14 protein-coding genes are annotated in these 15,555 nt (G+C 63.4%); 2 read left to right on the top strand and 12 right to left on the bottom strand.

Translation table 11 applies throughout. The annotated features are described in order from the left end of the window. Positions 1-7 precede the first annotated feature (7 nt). The 8 genes from prpC to U5822_RS14175 all read right to left on the bottom strand — a co-directional run bounded on the left by prpC (position 8) and on the right by U5822_RS14175 (position 9,684). Positions 8-1,138 carry a bifunctional 2-methylcitrate synthase/citrate synthase gene (prpC, locus tag U5822_RS14210; RefSeq protein WP_322856267.1) on the bottom strand — a complete coding sequence of 377 codons (1,131 nt, stop codon included), beginning with the start codon at positions 1,136-1,138 and terminating at the stop codon, positions 8-10. 45 nt (positions 1,139-1,183) lie between these two features. Next, positions 1,184-2,071: a methylisocitrate lyase gene (prpB, locus tag U5822_RS14205; protein ID WP_322856266.1), complete on the bottom strand. Its 888-nt coding sequence runs from the start codon at positions 2,069-2,071 to the stop codon at positions 1,184-1,186. 18 nt (positions 2,072-2,089) lie between these two features. Continuing rightward, a complete protein-coding gene (locus U5822_RS14200) occupies positions 2,090-2,770 on the bottom strand; it encodes a GntR family transcriptional regulator (protein ID WP_322856265.1) in 681 nt (226 codons plus the stop codon). 109 nt (positions 2,771-2,879) lie between these two features. Further along, on the bottom strand, positions 2,880-4,466 hold the full coding sequence (locus U5822_RS14195) for an OpgD/OpgG family glucan biosynthesis protein (protein ID WP_322856264.1): 1,587 nt from the start codon (positions 4,464-4,466) through the stop codon (positions 2,880-2,882). An 18-nt stretch (positions 4,467-4,484) separates the two neighbouring features. Next, positions 4,485-6,596, bottom strand: a complete 2,112-nt coding sequence (mdoH, locus tag U5822_RS14190; protein WP_322856263.1) for a glucans biosynthesis glucosyltransferase MdoH — start codon at positions 6,594-6,596, stop codon at positions 4,485-4,487. Then, positions 6,589-6,870, bottom strand: coding sequence for a hypothetical protein (locus U5822_RS14185; RefSeq protein WP_322856262.1), 282 nt, complete (start codon positions 6,868-6,870; stop codon positions 6,589-6,591). Before U5822_RS14185 ends, mdoH begins: the two co-directional genes overlap by 8 nt. Positions 6,871-6,894: 24 nt before the next feature. Beyond that, positions 6,895-8,388, bottom strand: a complete 1,494-nt coding sequence (locus tag U5822_RS14180; RefSeq protein ID WP_322856261.1) for a glucan biosynthesis protein G — start codon at positions 8,386-8,388, stop codon at positions 6,895-6,897. Between the two features lie 144 nt (positions 8,389-8,532). Beyond that, on the bottom strand, positions 8,533-9,684 hold the full coding sequence (locus U5822_RS14175) for a ShlB/FhaC/HecB family hemolysin secretion/activation protein (protein WP_322856260.1): 1,152 nt from the start codon (positions 9,682-9,684) through the stop codon (positions 8,533-8,535). Positions 9,685-10,009: 325 nt separating this feature from the next. Here U5822_RS14175 and galU point away from each other — a divergent pair, with 325 nt between their 5' ends. Beyond that, on the top strand, positions 10,010-10,846 hold the full coding sequence (gene galU, locus U5822_RS14170; protein ID WP_322856259.1) for a UTP--glucose-1-phosphate uridylyltransferase GalU: 837 nt from the start codon (positions 10,010-10,012) through the stop codon (positions 10,844-10,846). 15 nt (positions 10,847-10,861) lie between these two features. Here galU and U5822_RS14165 read toward each other — a convergent pair whose 3' ends face one another. After that, positions 10,862-11,275 carry an XRE family transcriptional regulator gene (locus U5822_RS14165; protein WP_322856258.1) on the bottom strand — a complete coding sequence of 138 codons (414 nt, stop codon included), beginning with the start codon at positions 11,273-11,275 and terminating at the stop codon, positions 10,862-10,864. 158 nt (positions 11,276-11,433) lie between these two features. Between U5822_RS14165 and U5822_RS14160 the strand changes: the two genes are divergently transcribed. After that, positions 11,434-12,297: a RibD family protein gene (locus U5822_RS14160; protein ID WP_322856257.1), complete on the top strand. Its 864-nt coding sequence runs from the start codon at positions 11,434-11,436 to the stop codon at positions 12,295-12,297. 7 nt (positions 12,298-12,304) lie between these two features. On the opposite strand, the gene U5822_RS14155 is transcribed toward U5822_RS14160, so the two are convergent. From U5822_RS14155 to U5822_RS14145, 3 genes are read right to left on the bottom strand one after another with little or no spacing between them, the layout of a single operon-like run. Beyond that, positions 12,305-13,243 (bottom strand): lysylphosphatidylglycerol synthase transmembrane domain-containing protein, encoded by a 939-nt coding sequence (locus tag U5822_RS14155; RefSeq protein WP_322856256.1) that lies wholly within the window; start codon positions 13,241-13,243, stop codon positions 12,305-12,307. After that, the gene (locus U5822_RS14150) at positions 13,240-15,162 is read right to left on the bottom strand and encodes a glycosyltransferase (RefSeq protein WP_322856255.1); all 1,923 of its coding nucleotides are present in this window, start codon (positions 15,160-15,162) and stop codon (positions 13,240-13,242) included. The genes U5822_RS14155 and U5822_RS14150 overlap by 4 nt, the downstream gene beginning before the upstream one ends. Further along, positions 15,149-15,547, bottom strand: a complete 399-nt coding sequence (locus U5822_RS14145; protein ID WP_322856254.1) for a 6-pyruvoyl trahydropterin synthase family protein — start codon at positions 15,545-15,547, stop codon at positions 15,149-15,151. The genes U5822_RS14150 and U5822_RS14145 overlap by 14 nt, the downstream gene beginning before the upstream one ends. Positions 15,548-15,555: the final 8 nt, after the last annotated feature.

Here is a 15,555-nt window from a genome sequence, read left to right as displayed (position 1 = left end):
GTCAGGCTTAGGGGCGCTCGTCGATGGGCACCCACTTCGCGTCCGCCGGGCCGGTGTAGTCGGCGCTCGGGCGGATAATGCGGTTGTTTTCCCGCTGTTCCTTCACGTGGGCGGTCCAGCCGGAGACCCGCGACATCACGAAGATTGGGGTAAACAGCTCGGTCGGGATGCCCATGAAGTGGTAGGCCGAGGCGTGGAAGAAGTCGGCGTTACAGAACAGCTTCTTCTCCCGCCACATAACTTCCTCACAGCGCACGGAGACCGGGTACAGCACCGTGTCCCCGACTTCGTCCGCCAGCTTTTTCGACCACTGCTTGATGATGGCGTTGCGCGGGTCGTTGTCCTTATAGATGGCATGGCCAAAGCCCATGATCTTTTCCTTGCGCTCCAGCATACCCAGCAGGCCAGCCTCAGCCTCGTCCGGGGTCTGGAACTTCTGGATCAGTTCCATGGCCGCCTCGTTGGCGCCGCCATGCAGCGGGCCACGCAGGGTGCCGATGGCACCGGTGACACAACTGTGGATGTCACTCAACGTGGAGGCACAGACACGTGCGTTGAAAGTAGAGGCATTGAACTCGTGCTCCGCGTACAGGATCAGCGACACGTTCATCACCTTTTCGTGCAGCTCACTGGGCTTCTTGCCGTGCAGAAGCTCGAGGAAGTGGCCGCCGATGGAATCCACATCGCTGTCGGTCTCGATGCGCACGCCCTCGTGGGCGAAGCGGTACCAGTAGGTAATGATGGACGGGAACACCGCCAGCATGCGGTCGATCTTGTCGTCCTGTTCGCTGAAATCCAACTCGGTCTCCAGGTTGCCGAGCATGGAGCAGCCGGTGCGCATGACGTCCATCGGGTGGGCGTCCTTGGGAATCTGCTCGAGTACGGTTTTCAGGGCAGCGGGCAGTCCGCGCAGGCTGTGCAGCTTCTTCTTATAGGCGTCCAGCTCCTGGCGGTTGGGCAGTTTGCCCCGCAGCAGCAGGTAGGCGATTTCTTCAAACTGGGCGTGTTCCGCCAGATCGGCAATTTCGTAGCCCCGGTAGGTCAGGCCCGCACCGGATTTACCCACGGTGCACAATGCCGTCTGACCGGCCACCTGACCGCGCAGGCCGGCGCCTTCGAGTTTTTTCCCTTCAGCCATTATTCTTCCCCCTCATCTCAGGATGATCGTCAGTCACGTGTCGGCTTAGTTTTTCTGTTGCTGGAAGAGTTGGTCCAGCTTCTGCTCAAAATCGTGGTAGTTCAGGAAATCGTAGAGTTCCATCCGGGTCTGCATCAGGTCGACCACGTCTTTCTGGTCGCCCTTATCCAGGATGTTCTGATACACAGTCAGCGCCGCCTTGTTCATGGCCCGGAAGGCACTCAGCGGATACAGCACCATGTCGGCGCCGGCCTCGCCCAGTTCCTTACGGTTGTACAGCGGCGTGGCACCAAATTCGGTGATGTTGGCGAGAATGGGCACATCCAGCGCCTCGGAAAACGCCTTGTAGTGCTCAAGCTCAGTGACCGCCTCGGCGAAGATACCGTCGGCACCGGCTTCGATACAGGCCTTGGCACGCTCTATGGCAGCCTCCAGCCCCTCTTTCTGGAAGGCATCGGTACGGGCCATGATGAAGAAATCATCGTCTTCCCGGGCGTCCACGGCCGCCTTGATCCGGTCCACCATCTCGTCCTGGGACACGATTTCCTTGTTCGGCCGATGCCCGCAACGCTTCTGGGCCACCTGATCCTCGATATGGACAGCCGCCGCCCCAGCGCGTTCCATTTCCCGGATGGTCCGGGCGATGTTGAAGGCACCACCCCAGCCGGTGTCAATGTCCACCAGCAGCGGCAGATCCGAGGCCGCGGTGATGCGGCGCACGTCCTCGACCACGTCATTCATGGACGTCATACCCAGATCCGGCAGACCGTAGGAGGCGTTAGCGACGCCGCCACCGGAAAGGTAAATGGCCTGGTGGCCGACCTTCTGAGCCATCATGGCGGCGTAGGCGTTGACCGTTCCCACAATCTGCAGGGGATGATTGTCTTTCAGGGCCTTGCGAAAACGAGCGCCCGGGGAAAGCTTGTTAGACATGATGCTTTTCCTCTTTTATCAGATGGTTAAAACGCCTTCTTCGATCTTTTCTTCGATATTCCGGCGGGCGGCGTTGATGTGCCGCTTCATAAGAAATTCGGCCAGTTCGCCGTCACGCTGGGCGATGGCCTCGACAATTCTTCGATGCTCACCGAGCGCCAGATGCGGGCGTCCGGTGGAGGTGCTCAAACGGTACCGGTACATGCGCACCATGTAGTAGAGGTCGCCCAGCAGCATCTGGGCGAGCTTGGTATTGCGACTACCGGTGGCAATCCGGTGATGAAAATCGTAGTCCCCTTCGGCCTGATAATAGGCCTGCCCCTGGGCTTCCTCGATCATGCGCTCGTGCACGTCCAGGGTCGCCTTCAGGTCGGCAATTTCCTGGTCGGTCATGCGCTCGGCGGCCTGACGGGCCGCCAGCCCTTCCATCGCCTCCCGAATCCGGTACAGCTCGATCAGTTCGGTGGCGCTGACTGACACCACCTTCACCCCGGCGTGGGGGCGACGAACCAGCAGGCCCCGGGATTCGAGTCGGCCCAGGGCCTCCCGCAGGGGCCCGCGCGTCAGGTTGAAGCGTGAACAGAGCTCCAGCTCGCCGATCTTCTCACCTGGGGCCAGTTCGCCTTTGACGATGGCCGTCTGCAGACAATCAAACGCCTCATCTGCTCGGGTGTAGGTTTTCTCACTATCTAGGGGCATGCTTTGTCAACAATAAGTGCCGATTTCAGGCAAAACTACGCCTGCGCGATGATATTGTCAACAATTCGGCGTGGCAGCGGGCCGACTATTGTTAACATTCGCAGACCGATCACACCAACTTCCGGTCGGCCGGAGGCGGCGGGGTGTACTGGTACACCCAGGTCTCGGTCAGAATCTGGGTCCCCCGCCTGAGCACCAGTGACAGATCTATGGGGCTTTCCGACTCGTCTGGCACCAGGTCGAACATCGCCCGATAGCCCCGAATCGACGCCAGCGGCCGCGCCGAGGTAATCTCCACCCGGCCGCGACTGGCCTTGATGTCGGGGACCACCTCGGCATCCTCGGCCAGCATTGTTAACAGGCCACCCTGAAAATCGATCACGAACCGCCAGGAAAAATACTCCCGCGGCTGCCCCACAACACCCCCTAACCCGGTGCGTGTCGCCCGGACGCTGGCCAGGCCGGACTGCACTTCGGGCTCCACCTCACCCCAGCTCATTCTGTAGGCGAACAGGTATTCCCTGTTCGGCACCAGGATCTGGTCCGGATTCCAGTAGGCGACGATATTGTCAAAGGTCTCATCGACCGTGGGAATCTCCACCAGCTCCACACGCCCGGCACCCCAACCACTGCGAGGCTCGATCCAGAGGCTTGGCCGGCGGTCGTAGAAAACGCCGTCGTCCTGGTAGTTCGCAAACGACCGGTCTCTTTGCAACAGGCCGAAGCCTTTCGGGTCCCGGTCCAGGAAACTGTTGTACCGAAGCGCCGCCGGATTGGCCAAGGGCCGCCAGAGCCATTGCCCCGCCCCCGTGTGCATCAGCAGTCCGTCCGAGTCGTGGATTTCCGGGCGCCAGTCGTAAGCTATCCGACGGCTGTTTTCGCCCACCTGGTACATGCTGGTAAGTGGTGCGAACCCGATCCGGTCCAGCTCGGTGCGTGGATACAGGGCGACCTCGACGTCCATGCTAAAGACCGGCCCGGGCTCAAGCAGGAAGGCATAGGCGCCGGCGACACTGGGCGAGTCCAGCATGGCCCAGACCCGAAGCTGGTGGGCACCGGGTTCCGGACGCTCCAGCCAGAACGCGGTAAACCGGGGAAACTCTTCGCCATCGGGCGCGGCTGTATTGACCGCTAGACCGCGGGCTGAGAGCCCAAACTGCATGGCCTTGCCGACCGCCCGAAAATAGCTGGCGCCAAGAAAGGCGGCCAGGTCCAACTGAAAGTTGGTGTGGTAATGGATGCGAAATCCGGCGAACCCCAGATCCGACGGAAGCTCACCCAGGGCCTGATTGCCCTCATGCTGAAACATGTCGGCGTCATAGGCCACCGGGTGCGCCAGGCCATTAATCACTTCGTGGATGCGTACCGGCGACTGGAAATACAAACCCAGGTGAAACAGCTGGATCTGGAACGCCAGGTCCTGGTCTGCCCAGAGCGCCCGCTCCGGCCGAAAGCGAATGCCCTGATACTCGTCCCAAGAGAGTCCGTGCAAGGCATCGGGCAGCGTGTCGCCCGGGGCGACGTAGGGTTGCCGGGCCAGGTAGCGCGCCTGGCCCTTCAGCCAATCAAGGCTGAACGCTTGCCCTTGGGACGCCGCCGGGCCATCTGTTTGGGCCGCCGAAACGGCACCCATCTTCAGCGCCCAAACCCCGCCAGCACCGAGCGCCAGTGCCTTGATCAGTGTGCGTCTATCCATCCCTGTCCTCCTGCCACATCAGGCGTCCGCCTGCTGCCTGGAATCATTGAGTCGCTGAGCCAGCAAATTGCGGATGCACCGGCCCCAATAGGACTCCGGGTCCGCCTTCCACGACTGCCGGTGCAGGTACGCCAACGCCCAACGGTCCCGGGCGATTCGAGCCAGCTTGGCATCGGTCAGGAGCGCCGGGCCATGTTTCAGGCAGCGCTCGACATCCGTCGACCAATGCCGCTCCCGCTCCAGCGTCGAATGCACCCGGGCAAAGGCCTGGTGCAGGCGATTCACCTGTGGGAGAAGAATGGCCTGCTGAAACGGGGTCAGACCGGAGTGCTCGGGTTCCACCGATCGTACCGCCCTGGCCTTTTCCAGAACCGGGGGCGGCGAAACTTCCTCGGGGATCAGCAGCAACCGGCGGTTCAACAGCCCCACCCCCAGGGCGCGGCGGCTGAGCAGCACGGCGGTCTGGGCCGACAGCAACAAAGGCAGCGCCACGGGCAGTGACCACAGGAAAAACGCGGTATCCAGGTGCCAGGCAAACCAGGACCAGGTCGCCCCGACCACCACCGCCGGCCATTGCGAGGCCAAGCCTTCGCGCCAGCTCATTTCTTCCGTTCGGTTCTGTCCGGCCCACCGCAGAGAGACGTTCGACAACGCGGCGAATACGAACCGGCTGTGGGCTAACATGCGCACCGGCGCCAGCAGGATCGACACCAGAATTTCGAGCAGTACACCCTGAAACAGGCGCACTCCCCCGCCAAACTCGGCGGTCCGGTCCTGCAGGACCGCATCCACCAGTGCCAGGAACTTGGGCAGAAACAACAACAGCACCGTGCTCAGGGCCAGGGTCAGCGCCCATTCCGGGCGCCACTCCGGCCATAAGGGAAACAGGCCCTGATGGCCCTCGGGAAAATAATCGATTGGCGCCAGGGTCATCTGCGCCGCCGCCACGGTAACCGCCATCAGGAACAGCAGCCACAGGGGTGAGGCCACGTACGCCATGATGCCGTTCAGGAAGGCCATCCGATGGGCAAACCTGAGGCCGGGCTCGCGCAGCATCACCCACAAGTGCTGCAGGTTCCCCTTGGCCCAGCGGTGATCACGCACCAGTTCGTCCGCCAGGGTCGGCGGCGACTCCTCGTAACTGCCGGACAGACCCGGCTCCAGCCAGACTTCGAAGCCGGCTCGGCCCATAAACGCCGCCTCGACAAAGTCATGACTGAGTATCGGTCCACCAAACAGGCCACGGCCGGGCAGTTTCCTCAGACCGCAGTGAGCCATGAACGGTTGCACCCGCAGAATGGCGTTGTGCCCCCAGAACGCCGCGTCCCCCAACTGCACCGCGGCCAAACCGGTCGCGAACAGGGGTGAGTAAAAGCGGTTAGCGAACTGCTGGACCCGGGCAAACAGGGACTGGGCGTTGATGATACTGGGGTTGGTCTGCAGGATCCCGACCCGGGGTTCACGCTCCATCAGCCTGACCATCTGACACAGGGTTTGGCCGCTGAGCAGGCTGTCGGCATCCAGCACCACCACATAGCGATGGCGCCGGCCCCAGCGGCGCAGGAAATCCGCCACATTGCCACTCTTGAAATTGAGATTGACCGGCCGGCGCCGGTAAAACAGTCGCCCCTCGGCCTTCAGATCGCGGACCAATTCGCACCAGACCTGCTGTTCCTCCAGCCAGACGTCGGCCGACCGGCTGTCGGACAGGACATAGAACTGGAAAAACTCCAGGCCACCCTCGGCGGCCAGATCCTGGTAAACTGCCTTCAAGCCGTTCAGGGTCCAGCGCACCGGCTCATGGTAAATCGGCAGAATGACTGCGGTCGGCGCCAGCGACGTGTGCGCCAGTTCGGCCGCCGGGTGCCGCCGCAAAAGCGAGAGCCGATCGCCGCCGAACCGACGGATGACAAACCCCAGGGTCCCGATCCAGAACCCGACGGCGATCCAGGTGTACAACACGGCGAACAACGCCAGGATCACCCGCTCGGTCAGGGTGCCACCGTGGTAGGGCAACACCCAGACCAGGCAGTAACTGGCAATCGCGGACTGGCTCAGCACCAGACTGACGAACAGCCAGCGACGCCAATGGGCGGCCCGGTGCCACTCCGCTCCGGTGCGGTTAGCCACGGCGGGCCTCGGGCACATGATAGCCGATGCTGCCCCGCTGCAGCGGTGGGCTGATCTGGGGTACCGCCAACGCCGGCAGCTCGAAGACCCCGGGCAAGGCATCGATCGCCAGTTCCAGGGCGGTGGCGGTGTTCCCCGGGCGCTGGACATCGGCCACCACGCTCTGCAGCAACTGCAGTACACGGGCGCACTGGTCCGGGGTCATCACCACCCCGGACTCGAGCAGGTACAAATGCACCCGGTTGAAAACATCGTGAAGGTCGAGCTCGTTCATGGACTGCGATCCCCTCCAGACCGGTCAGTCAGACTGGCGCCTACTCCCGTTGCCCGCGCCGTATTCGTAGATCCAGGTCTCGCTGACCGGCTTGCCCTCCAGGCTCAGGAAGGCGCGCAGAGCGAGGATCTTCCCGGGCGCCGGCCGGGCCAGGATCGACAGCCGCCACATTGCCTTGGGCTCGATAAACTGGACGAAATGTTCCAGCACCTCGGTGCCTTCGCCCCCCACAACGGTGCTTACCACCGGCGCGTCGGGGGCCAGGGCCGCCAGCTCCTCACCTTCGAAATCAACGACAAAGCGCAACGCGTTGGCCTCCTCGCCCCCGCCGTTGCTGTGGCCAAAAAACGTCGGAACGGCCCGGCCAAGCCGCTGCCCTGCGATCGACGGCGGGCCAAAGCTCACCCGATAACTCAGCTCCCTCAACTGATCCGGTTCCGCTCGCTGCTCCGACACCCAGAAAGCAACGATGTTGTCGTTGGTCTCCGCCTCCGTGGGCAGCGCCACCAGGACCACATGCCCGGCGCGCCAGTCCCCCTCCGGCTCGACCCAGGCGCTGGGCCGCCGGTCGTAGCGGGCCTCCGGGTCTTCGTAGGACTGGAACACCCGGTCCCGCTGCATCAGGCCAAAACCGCCGAGTTCCGCTACCTGGTGGTAGCTGAGCTGCAGCTTCCCGGGATTGACCAGCGGCCGCCACAGCCACTCTCCGGATCCCCGGTCATGGATCAGCAAGCCGTCGGAATCGTGGACTTCCGGCCGCCATTGCCCCATCGGCTTGGCGGCATTCTCGGCGTAGAAGAACATGGACGTCAGGGGCGCGAGCCCAAGCTGCTCGACCGCGTCACGCAGGAAAAGGCGAGCGGTCACGGTCACCGCGCTGGTCTCGCCCGGCCGCAGCGCAAACCGGTAGGCACCGGTGATCGACTCTCCTTCCAGCAAGGCGTAGATGGTGATGGCCTCGGCATCCGGGCCGGGACGCTCCAGCCAGAACTCGGTGAACGTCGGGAATTCCTCGCCGGAGGCAAGCCCGGTATCAATGGCAACGCCACGCCCGGAAAGCCCGAATTCCTGGTCGCGGCCGGCGCCCCGAAAATAGCTGGCACCACCAAACATCAGGACCGCAGCCCGTTCACCGCTGGCAGGCTTGGTATCGGTCAGGGTGAAGCCGGCGTAGCCGAGGTCGGCGGGAATGCGGTTCCTGAGTTCGTCGTCCGGGTAGGCGAAATCATCCCGGCGGAAGGGGATCGGGTCCTGGCGCTCGCCGTCCACCACGTTGAGCCTGACCGCATGGCTGTAATAGCTGCCGGGCGGGATCATCATGACCTGAAAGCGGGAACGGTCGTCGTGCCAGAGGCTCCTGGCAGGGTCGAAGCGGATCGCCCGGTGCTGGTCCGGGGTCAGCTCGCGCAAAAAATCGGGCACTGGCTCGGGCGCCTCAAAGTCGGATTGGGCCAGCACCCTGGCTCGTTCGGCGACATCGTCGAGGCCGAAGCCCATGGCCAGACAAGGCAGGAGCATCAGGAGCGACCAACACCCCCAACGTCGATAGCGTGCCGTATCCATCACTATCCCGCCCCCATCTGCACAAGCGCCCGCCGCGCCACCTACCAACATAGTTAAGCAGGCTGGAAACTGCCAAGCCAGAGGCTCGGAAAAGCAGGGTTACAGGTCGAAATAAATGGACAGGGACACGTCGGGACGACGGGCAAAGCGCATCTGCGGGTCGGATTCCGACAGCATCTTGCCGACGCTCACCGACGCCAGAAAGTCGCGGGAATCCAGCTGCAGCGCGACCTCGCCCACGCTGGCACTGCCCTCGGGTTCGTTCAGTGCCTCGGAACCGGGAGTCCAGCCCCGTAGCACCGAAAACTGCAGCGACGACTTCACGCCGGACAGTACCGGCATCCGATAGGTCGGGCTGTCGGCCTGGAGCCGAAACCAGCCACCCTCGGTGGCATAGCGGGCCTGCCCATTGAAGCCGCTGGCCAGAGAGGAGCCCACGACCTTGAATTTCTCGGACGACGGAAGCTCGGTTGGTGCGAACTGGTAGCGCCCGCCCACGCCCAATACCCAGCGGTCGATGGCCCGGCTGACTGAGGCCGACACCAACACTTTGCTGAACTGATCGCTGGTCGCGCTTTCGCCGTGGTTATTCACGGTCTGACGCCGATTCACTCCGGTGATGGCTTTCACGCTGGTTGAGGAGGACAAGCCGGCAACCAGCTGGTGATCCTCTCGAATCTCCAGGCCAAACTTGGAGATCTGGTACTGGGCGTCCTCCTCCCAGCCAGTTTCATCGGCCACGCTCGAGGAGCCGGTTGCATGGCTGAACAGGCTACGCACCGCAAACCCGTTCCAGGCGGCCACCGGCCGGCTGCCTTTGACCCGGAAGACATCGCGCTTGCTCTGGGCATCGAACCGGTTCCCGTTCCCTTCGGTGACACCGGCGTAATCGGAATTCTCCATTTCCATTCCGATGTCGAACTTGGAGAGGGACAGGCCGTAATTAAAGCTGAGACTGGAGGATTCGAGGTTTTCACGGCGCGACACCGTATCCCGGTAACTGAATCCAAGGCGGTGTCGGGACCAGCCCAGATCGTCGCTCACCAGGCCCAGGCTGCTCTGAGCACGATCATCGTCGCGGCTGGACGAGCCCGACACACTGACGGTGGAGGCCAGGTAGGACGCCACCGAATTGAACAGATGGCCCGGATAGAGCACGGTCGGCTCGTGCACACCGCCGCCAGCCGACGCCACGCTGGCATAACCGGAAATAACGCACAGAAACAGTGCAAGCGAACGTGAAAATCGCACTCGTCAACCTTCGGGAAGTGAACAAAAGGTGAACAGGACTTTATCCACCCCGGGGGGCCTGCTTCCAGAGGGCCTGACCAAAAATTACAACTTTTAATAAGCCGCAATACAAAGCATTAGAATTGTATTTGAAGGTTGTTTCAGAAGTGTTTCCGGATGTATCTGGCCGGGGAAACCGGCAACAATTCGGTTACGTCGGCTTACAGATGAGCGCCGCCCCTCCTTTTCGGAAGGCAAGTTCGTTAAACTCGGCACAGTTTGTGATTAACAAGACGTTAACTGCCCCGAACCGGGGACGTCACTGCTCGACCAAAAGGACGCTTTCATGATCAAAAAATGCCTGTTCCCCGTTGCCGGGTACGGAACCCGCTTTCTGCCGGCCACCAAGGCCATGCCGAAAGAGATTCTTCCCATCGTCAACAAGCCGCTGGTGCAATACGGCGTCGAGGAAGCGGCTGAAGCAGGCATTCACGAGTTCGGTTTTGTCACCGGTCGGGGCAAGCGCGCCATCGAGGACCACTTCGACATCAGCTACGAACTGGAGCACCAGATTGCCGGCTCCGGCAAGGAAGACCTGCTCGCCTCCATTCGCGACCTGATCGACAACAACACCTTCGCGTTTACCCGTCAGAACGAAATGAAAGGCCTGGGACACGCCATCCTCACCGGCCGCAACCTGGTCGGCGACAACCCGTTTGCGGTGGTGCTGGCGGATGACTTCTGCCTGGGCCCGGACGGCGACGACGGAGTATTGGCGCAGATGGTGAAACTGTACAACCAGTTCCGCTGCTCGATCGTGGCCATTGAAGAAGTGCCGGAGAATGAAACCCACAAGTACGGGGTGATTGCCGGCGAGTCCATGAAGGACGGGCTCTATCGCATTACCGACATGGTGGAGAAGCCGGCCCCCGAAGACGCGCCCAGTAACCTGGCGATCATTGGCCGTTACATCCTGACCCCGGACATCTTCGACATCATCGAACGCACACCGGCCGGCAAGAATGGCGAGGTCCAGATCACCGACGCGCTTCTGGAGCAGGCCAAGAACGGCTGTGTACTGGCCTACCAGTTCAAGGGGCGTCGTTTCGATTGCGGCAGCATCGATGGCTTTGTCGATGCCACCAACTACGTGTACGAGAACATCTACAAGAAAGGTAACTGAGCCGGGCCCTGTGGCTCACCCTCCCAGAATCTGGAGGATCATGCGCCGGTTTTCCGCGGACGCGTTGCGGAACCGGCGCAGCAGTTCGGTTTCTTCATCGGACAACTGAACTCGGTTGATTTCCTGCTCCAACTCTTTCAGCGCCACCGTCAGGTCGTCACTGTTGCTGAACGCCAGGCCTGGCAGTTCCAGTTGCCCATCGCCCTGCTCCTCGAGATCGATCAGGTCTTCCAGCGGCGTCTCGGTACGAATGCAGAAATCCAGCAGCTCGGAAATGCCCGGATACCCCCGTTGACGGACGTCGGTGGCTTCCCAGCTTTTCACCTGAGCCTCTTCCACCCCGCATATCTGGGCGACATCCCAGCGTGACAGTCGGCCGTGCTCGCGAATCTGGCGCAGCCGACGATTGAACGTTTGCAGGTACCGCATGCTGGTTGCCTCTACCCTGTGTCGGGACGCCAGGAAATCCGGAATCCGCGTTGACCGGAACTTACCAGTAAAGTGAATCAAACTGGAAATGTAACGTACCTATAGCTTTTCGGACAATCTGCCTATACTGAAATCAACGGCAAGCGTACGGGACTGTTATGACCGCTCTACCGATGGACTGCGAGGCAGCCTGGCAGTTGGTGCTGACTGCATTGGACCGCAGCAACGTGACACTGGCATTGCCGGACACCGATCAGCCCGCGGTGCGTCTGAACGGCGCGGGCGCCTGGCATTTGCTGCACCCGGCAACGCCCCAGGCCCGGGACCTGCTCTCCACCTTCCTGCCCCTGTGTCGTCCGGTTCGGACGGAGGCCGGTGCCAGGGTGATCGGCCAACTGGGCCAGAGCCTGGACGGCCGGATTGCCACGGTGACTGGCCGGTCACGGTTCATCAATGGCGACGACGGCCTGCTGCACCTGCATCGGATTCGCGCGGTCTCGGACGCCGTTGTGGTGGGTGCCGGGACCGCCGCCACCGACAACCCGAGGCTCACGGTCCGGCGCACCAGTGGCTCCAACCCCGTGCGCGTGGTCATTGACCGGCACCGCCGGGTACCGGACAGTCACCACCTGTTTACCGACGACGAAGCCCCGACCCTGCGGCTGGTCGCCGGCGCCTACCGCGGCAAGGCGTCGATCACCGAACGTGGCCAGGTCACCGAAGTCGCCTGCCTCGGCGGTTCGGACCAAACCGAGCCGACCGATCCCCGGCTGATCCTGCAGGTGCTGGCCGATTTCGGCTTGAGGAAGGTGTTCGTGGAAGGCGGGGGCCTGACGGTGTCGTCGTTTCTGAATGCCGGTCTGCTGGATCGACTGCACGTGATGGTGGCACCCATGATCATCGGCAGCGGTCGGCCGGCGTTTTCCCTGCCGGAGATCGACGGGTTGGACGAGGCCCTGCGTCCCAAGTCCCAGCTGATCAACCTGGGATCGGACATGCTGTTCGATCTGGAATTTTCCTGACGTCTGCCTAACCTCCGCGTTCCGTAGCCTGTGCCAATCCCGGCTTGGCCTGGCCCCACACCAGAACCACCAGGCCAGGCGTGGAGGACACCAGCACCAGGATGCCGTACCCCACACTGAGGGCCACGCCCTGCTCCGCCGGCAATCCCGCAAACGGCCACAACACCGCCGCCGCGCCCTCACGCACCCCCCAGCCGGCCACGGTGACCGGTATCACCATGCTCAGCAGCAACAGGCTGCACAAGGCAGCGACCAGTAGCCATGGGGCGCCGGATGCCAGATAGCCCGCTTGCTGGGCAAGCACCAGGAACAGGGCCAGGTAGCTGGCCAACACCAGCAAAGAGGTGCCGAGTTGAATCGCGAACACCCGCCAGCCGAACAGGGTGCGAGACAGATCGCGATGGAGGTTTGCGAGATAGTGCCCGGCCCGGCGGCTTCGCCGTATCAGCCAGGCAGCCACCATCACACCGACTAAAATCAGCAGCAGCCATAGCGCTGGCTCGCCTGGAAACAGGTCGCTGGCCGGCGCCAGCCACCACAGCGCGGCAACCACAACCAGCAACAGAGCCAGCTGACCCGACAGCCGCTCAATCACCACGGCGTGCACCGCCCCGCGTTTGTGATCGGTATGCTGACTGTGCCGCCAGGCCCGGCCAACATCCCCCACCACACCACCCGGGAGCACCTGATTGAGGAAGCTGGCCAGGTAGTATTCGCGCACCGCCCGGCCATACGGCAGGCGCAAGCCAAGGCGCTGCGCGGTGAAGCGCCAGCGCCAGGCCGACAAGGCCACTTGCACGCCGGTGAGCAGGAAAGCCGGCAGCAGCAGCGACGGCGGCAGGCGCCTGAGCTGCTGCCAGAGCTCGTCGAGGTCCAGGACCACGACCACACTGCCCAGCAGTCCCAGGGTGAAGAGCCAGCGCCAAGCAACCGGAGTCGGCATCATGCCCCCTGGTCCGGCGGCAGCGCCAGGACATCCCGGTGCCCGACCTCCACCGACAGAATCCCGGCCGCCAGCTGGGCCTTGCGGTCGCTCAGCCAGTCCGAAAGCCAGTCCTGCTCGTCGGGCGCGATTTCACCGGCCGCGCTGACCCAGCCCTCCATCAACTGAGACATCAGATCGCCATCCCGAGCATCGAGGCGCCATGTGCTCTCGGCCACGCTCACGGCATAGCCCGCCGACGCCATGCGCGACGCCAGAGCCTCCGGCGCCTGCGGCCCCAGCGCCTGCCCGGTGCCCTTGTCGCCCTTCTGGTGCTGGTTCACCAGCTCCCGAAGTCGGTCGTCGTCCCGCCGAGCCGGGGCCAGGCGGAAATACCCGGTGTAGCTGAGCACGATCAGAACCGCCGCGCCCCTGTCGGCGACCGCGGTGGCGAGCGCCTCCAACCAATCTTGGGACACCAGATCAATGAGGGCGGAGGCGGTCACCAACCGGGTCCGAGGGGGAATGCACTCCGCCAGGGACTGACTGGTCAGTCTGGCCTCGATTGCCTCGCACTCCGTACCCGATTGTTGCAAGCGGCCCCGGGCGACCGACAGCAAGCGGGCATCCTGATCGATCAGGCACCAGTGCTGCGGCACCTCGAGTCGGGGTGCCAGAAACAGTGCATTGGAACCGCGCCCGGTGCCCAGATCGACCACACCCACGGTCTGCTCCGGCGTGGGCGCCTCCGGCTGGGTCCAATCCTGGGCCAGCCAGGTGTTCAGGGTACGGGTCAGCGTGGCCGACCTGGCCCGATGATCGGCGGATTCCCGCAGCGCCAGCCAGTCGTCGTTGAACAGGGTGCCCGCCCCCGTTGCCGCGCGTCTGGCGGCCTTTAGCACCACCCGGGCGGCCTGCCCCCAACTCCCGGCCCTCGGGCGATGGCTGCGGACCAAGTCGGTCTGGGCGGCAAGCTCGGCGGGGTCGGCAAGCCAAGCCCGCAGGGCGTCGGTCAGCGCCCCGACATCACCGGCCGGGAACTGACGGACACCGACCCCGACGGCGGTATCGGCCAGGGCCCCGCCATCGGAGCTGATCACCGGCAGACCGGCGCTGCGGGCCTCATCGATCACCATGCCATAGCCCTCATACAGGGAGGGAAACACGAACAGATCGGAGCGCCGGTAGAGATCGGCCAGCTGACCGTCCCCGACCTCGCCGGTCAGCGTCACCCGCCCGTTGAGCCCCGCCTGCTGGATCTGCGCCACCATCTGCTGACTGTAGCCGCGATCCCGATCCAGGGACCCCACCAGGGTGCAGTGCCAGGGCAGCGCCTGAAGCGCCTGCAGCGCCTCAATAAGCTGATGCTGGGCTTTGCGTGGCGAGGGGTGGCCGACGCACAGGAGTTCGGGAGGAGCGGCCCTGGGGCGTTCCTGTACGGCCGCGCCAGCAAGGTGCACTGCCACGCCCGGCAACGCCGTGTGGATGCGCTCAGCCGGCACGCCGAACGCCGCTAGACGTCTGGCGGTAAAAGCGCTGGTGGTCACCACCTGGGACACCACCGCCAGGGCCCGGCGCTCCTGCTGAAAAAACCAGTGTCGGTCCGACTCGTGCAGGCCGGTTTCATCGGCCAGGGGATGATGGACCAGAGCCAGCAGTCTCAGCCGATGGGCGTGCTGTTCCAGGATGTCGGGCATGGCGCCCATGGCCAGGCCGTCGAGTATCGCCACCGCGCCGTCGGGGCAGCGGCTGAGGGCCACATCCATCTCCCGCCGAGCCAGCGCATCGGGGCGGGGAAACCGCCCGTCGAGGCCCAGGGTCTCGGTGCAGGTCCCGAGCTGTTCGAGCGCCTCGACCAGTTTTCGAACGTACCGGTAACCTCCGGTGTTCTGCTCCGGGTCGCCCGGAACAATAACGCGCAGGGTCGGGTCAGAGCTCACCATGAAAACTGGCCCAGGCAATGTGCGACTCCGACAGGGTGACTTTCAGACTACCGATCCCTTTTGCCGAGGTGCCCAGGCGACCGGCGCCGATGGCCACCGCCATCCGGTCGAACACCACTTTGGCCATGAATTCGGTGGTGGTGTTCTGGCCTTGAACCGAGTCGAGCGCGTCCAGATTCTGCATGTTGAACTCACCCAGTACTTCCTTGAGCACCGACGACGCCAGGCCGATATCGACCACCAGGTTATCGGCGTCCAACTCGGGGCGCTCAAAGGTCACATCCACCAGGTAGGTGGCGCCGTGGACCTGTTGCGCCGGGCCAAACACCTCGCCCCGGAAACTGTGGGCGATCATCATGTGGTCGCGGACGGTCAAACTGAACATACGGGTGT

The sequence above is a fragment of the Marinobacter qingdaonensis genome, from assembly GCF_034555935.1.
In the GTDB taxonomy this organism is placed as follows: Bacteria; Pseudomonadota; Gammaproteobacteria; order Pseudomonadales; family Oleiphilaceae; genus Marinobacter; species Marinobacter qingdaonensis.
The sequence above is the reverse complement of the archived record's forward strand: the minus strand, read 5'-3'. Positions and strand labels throughout refer to the sequence as shown.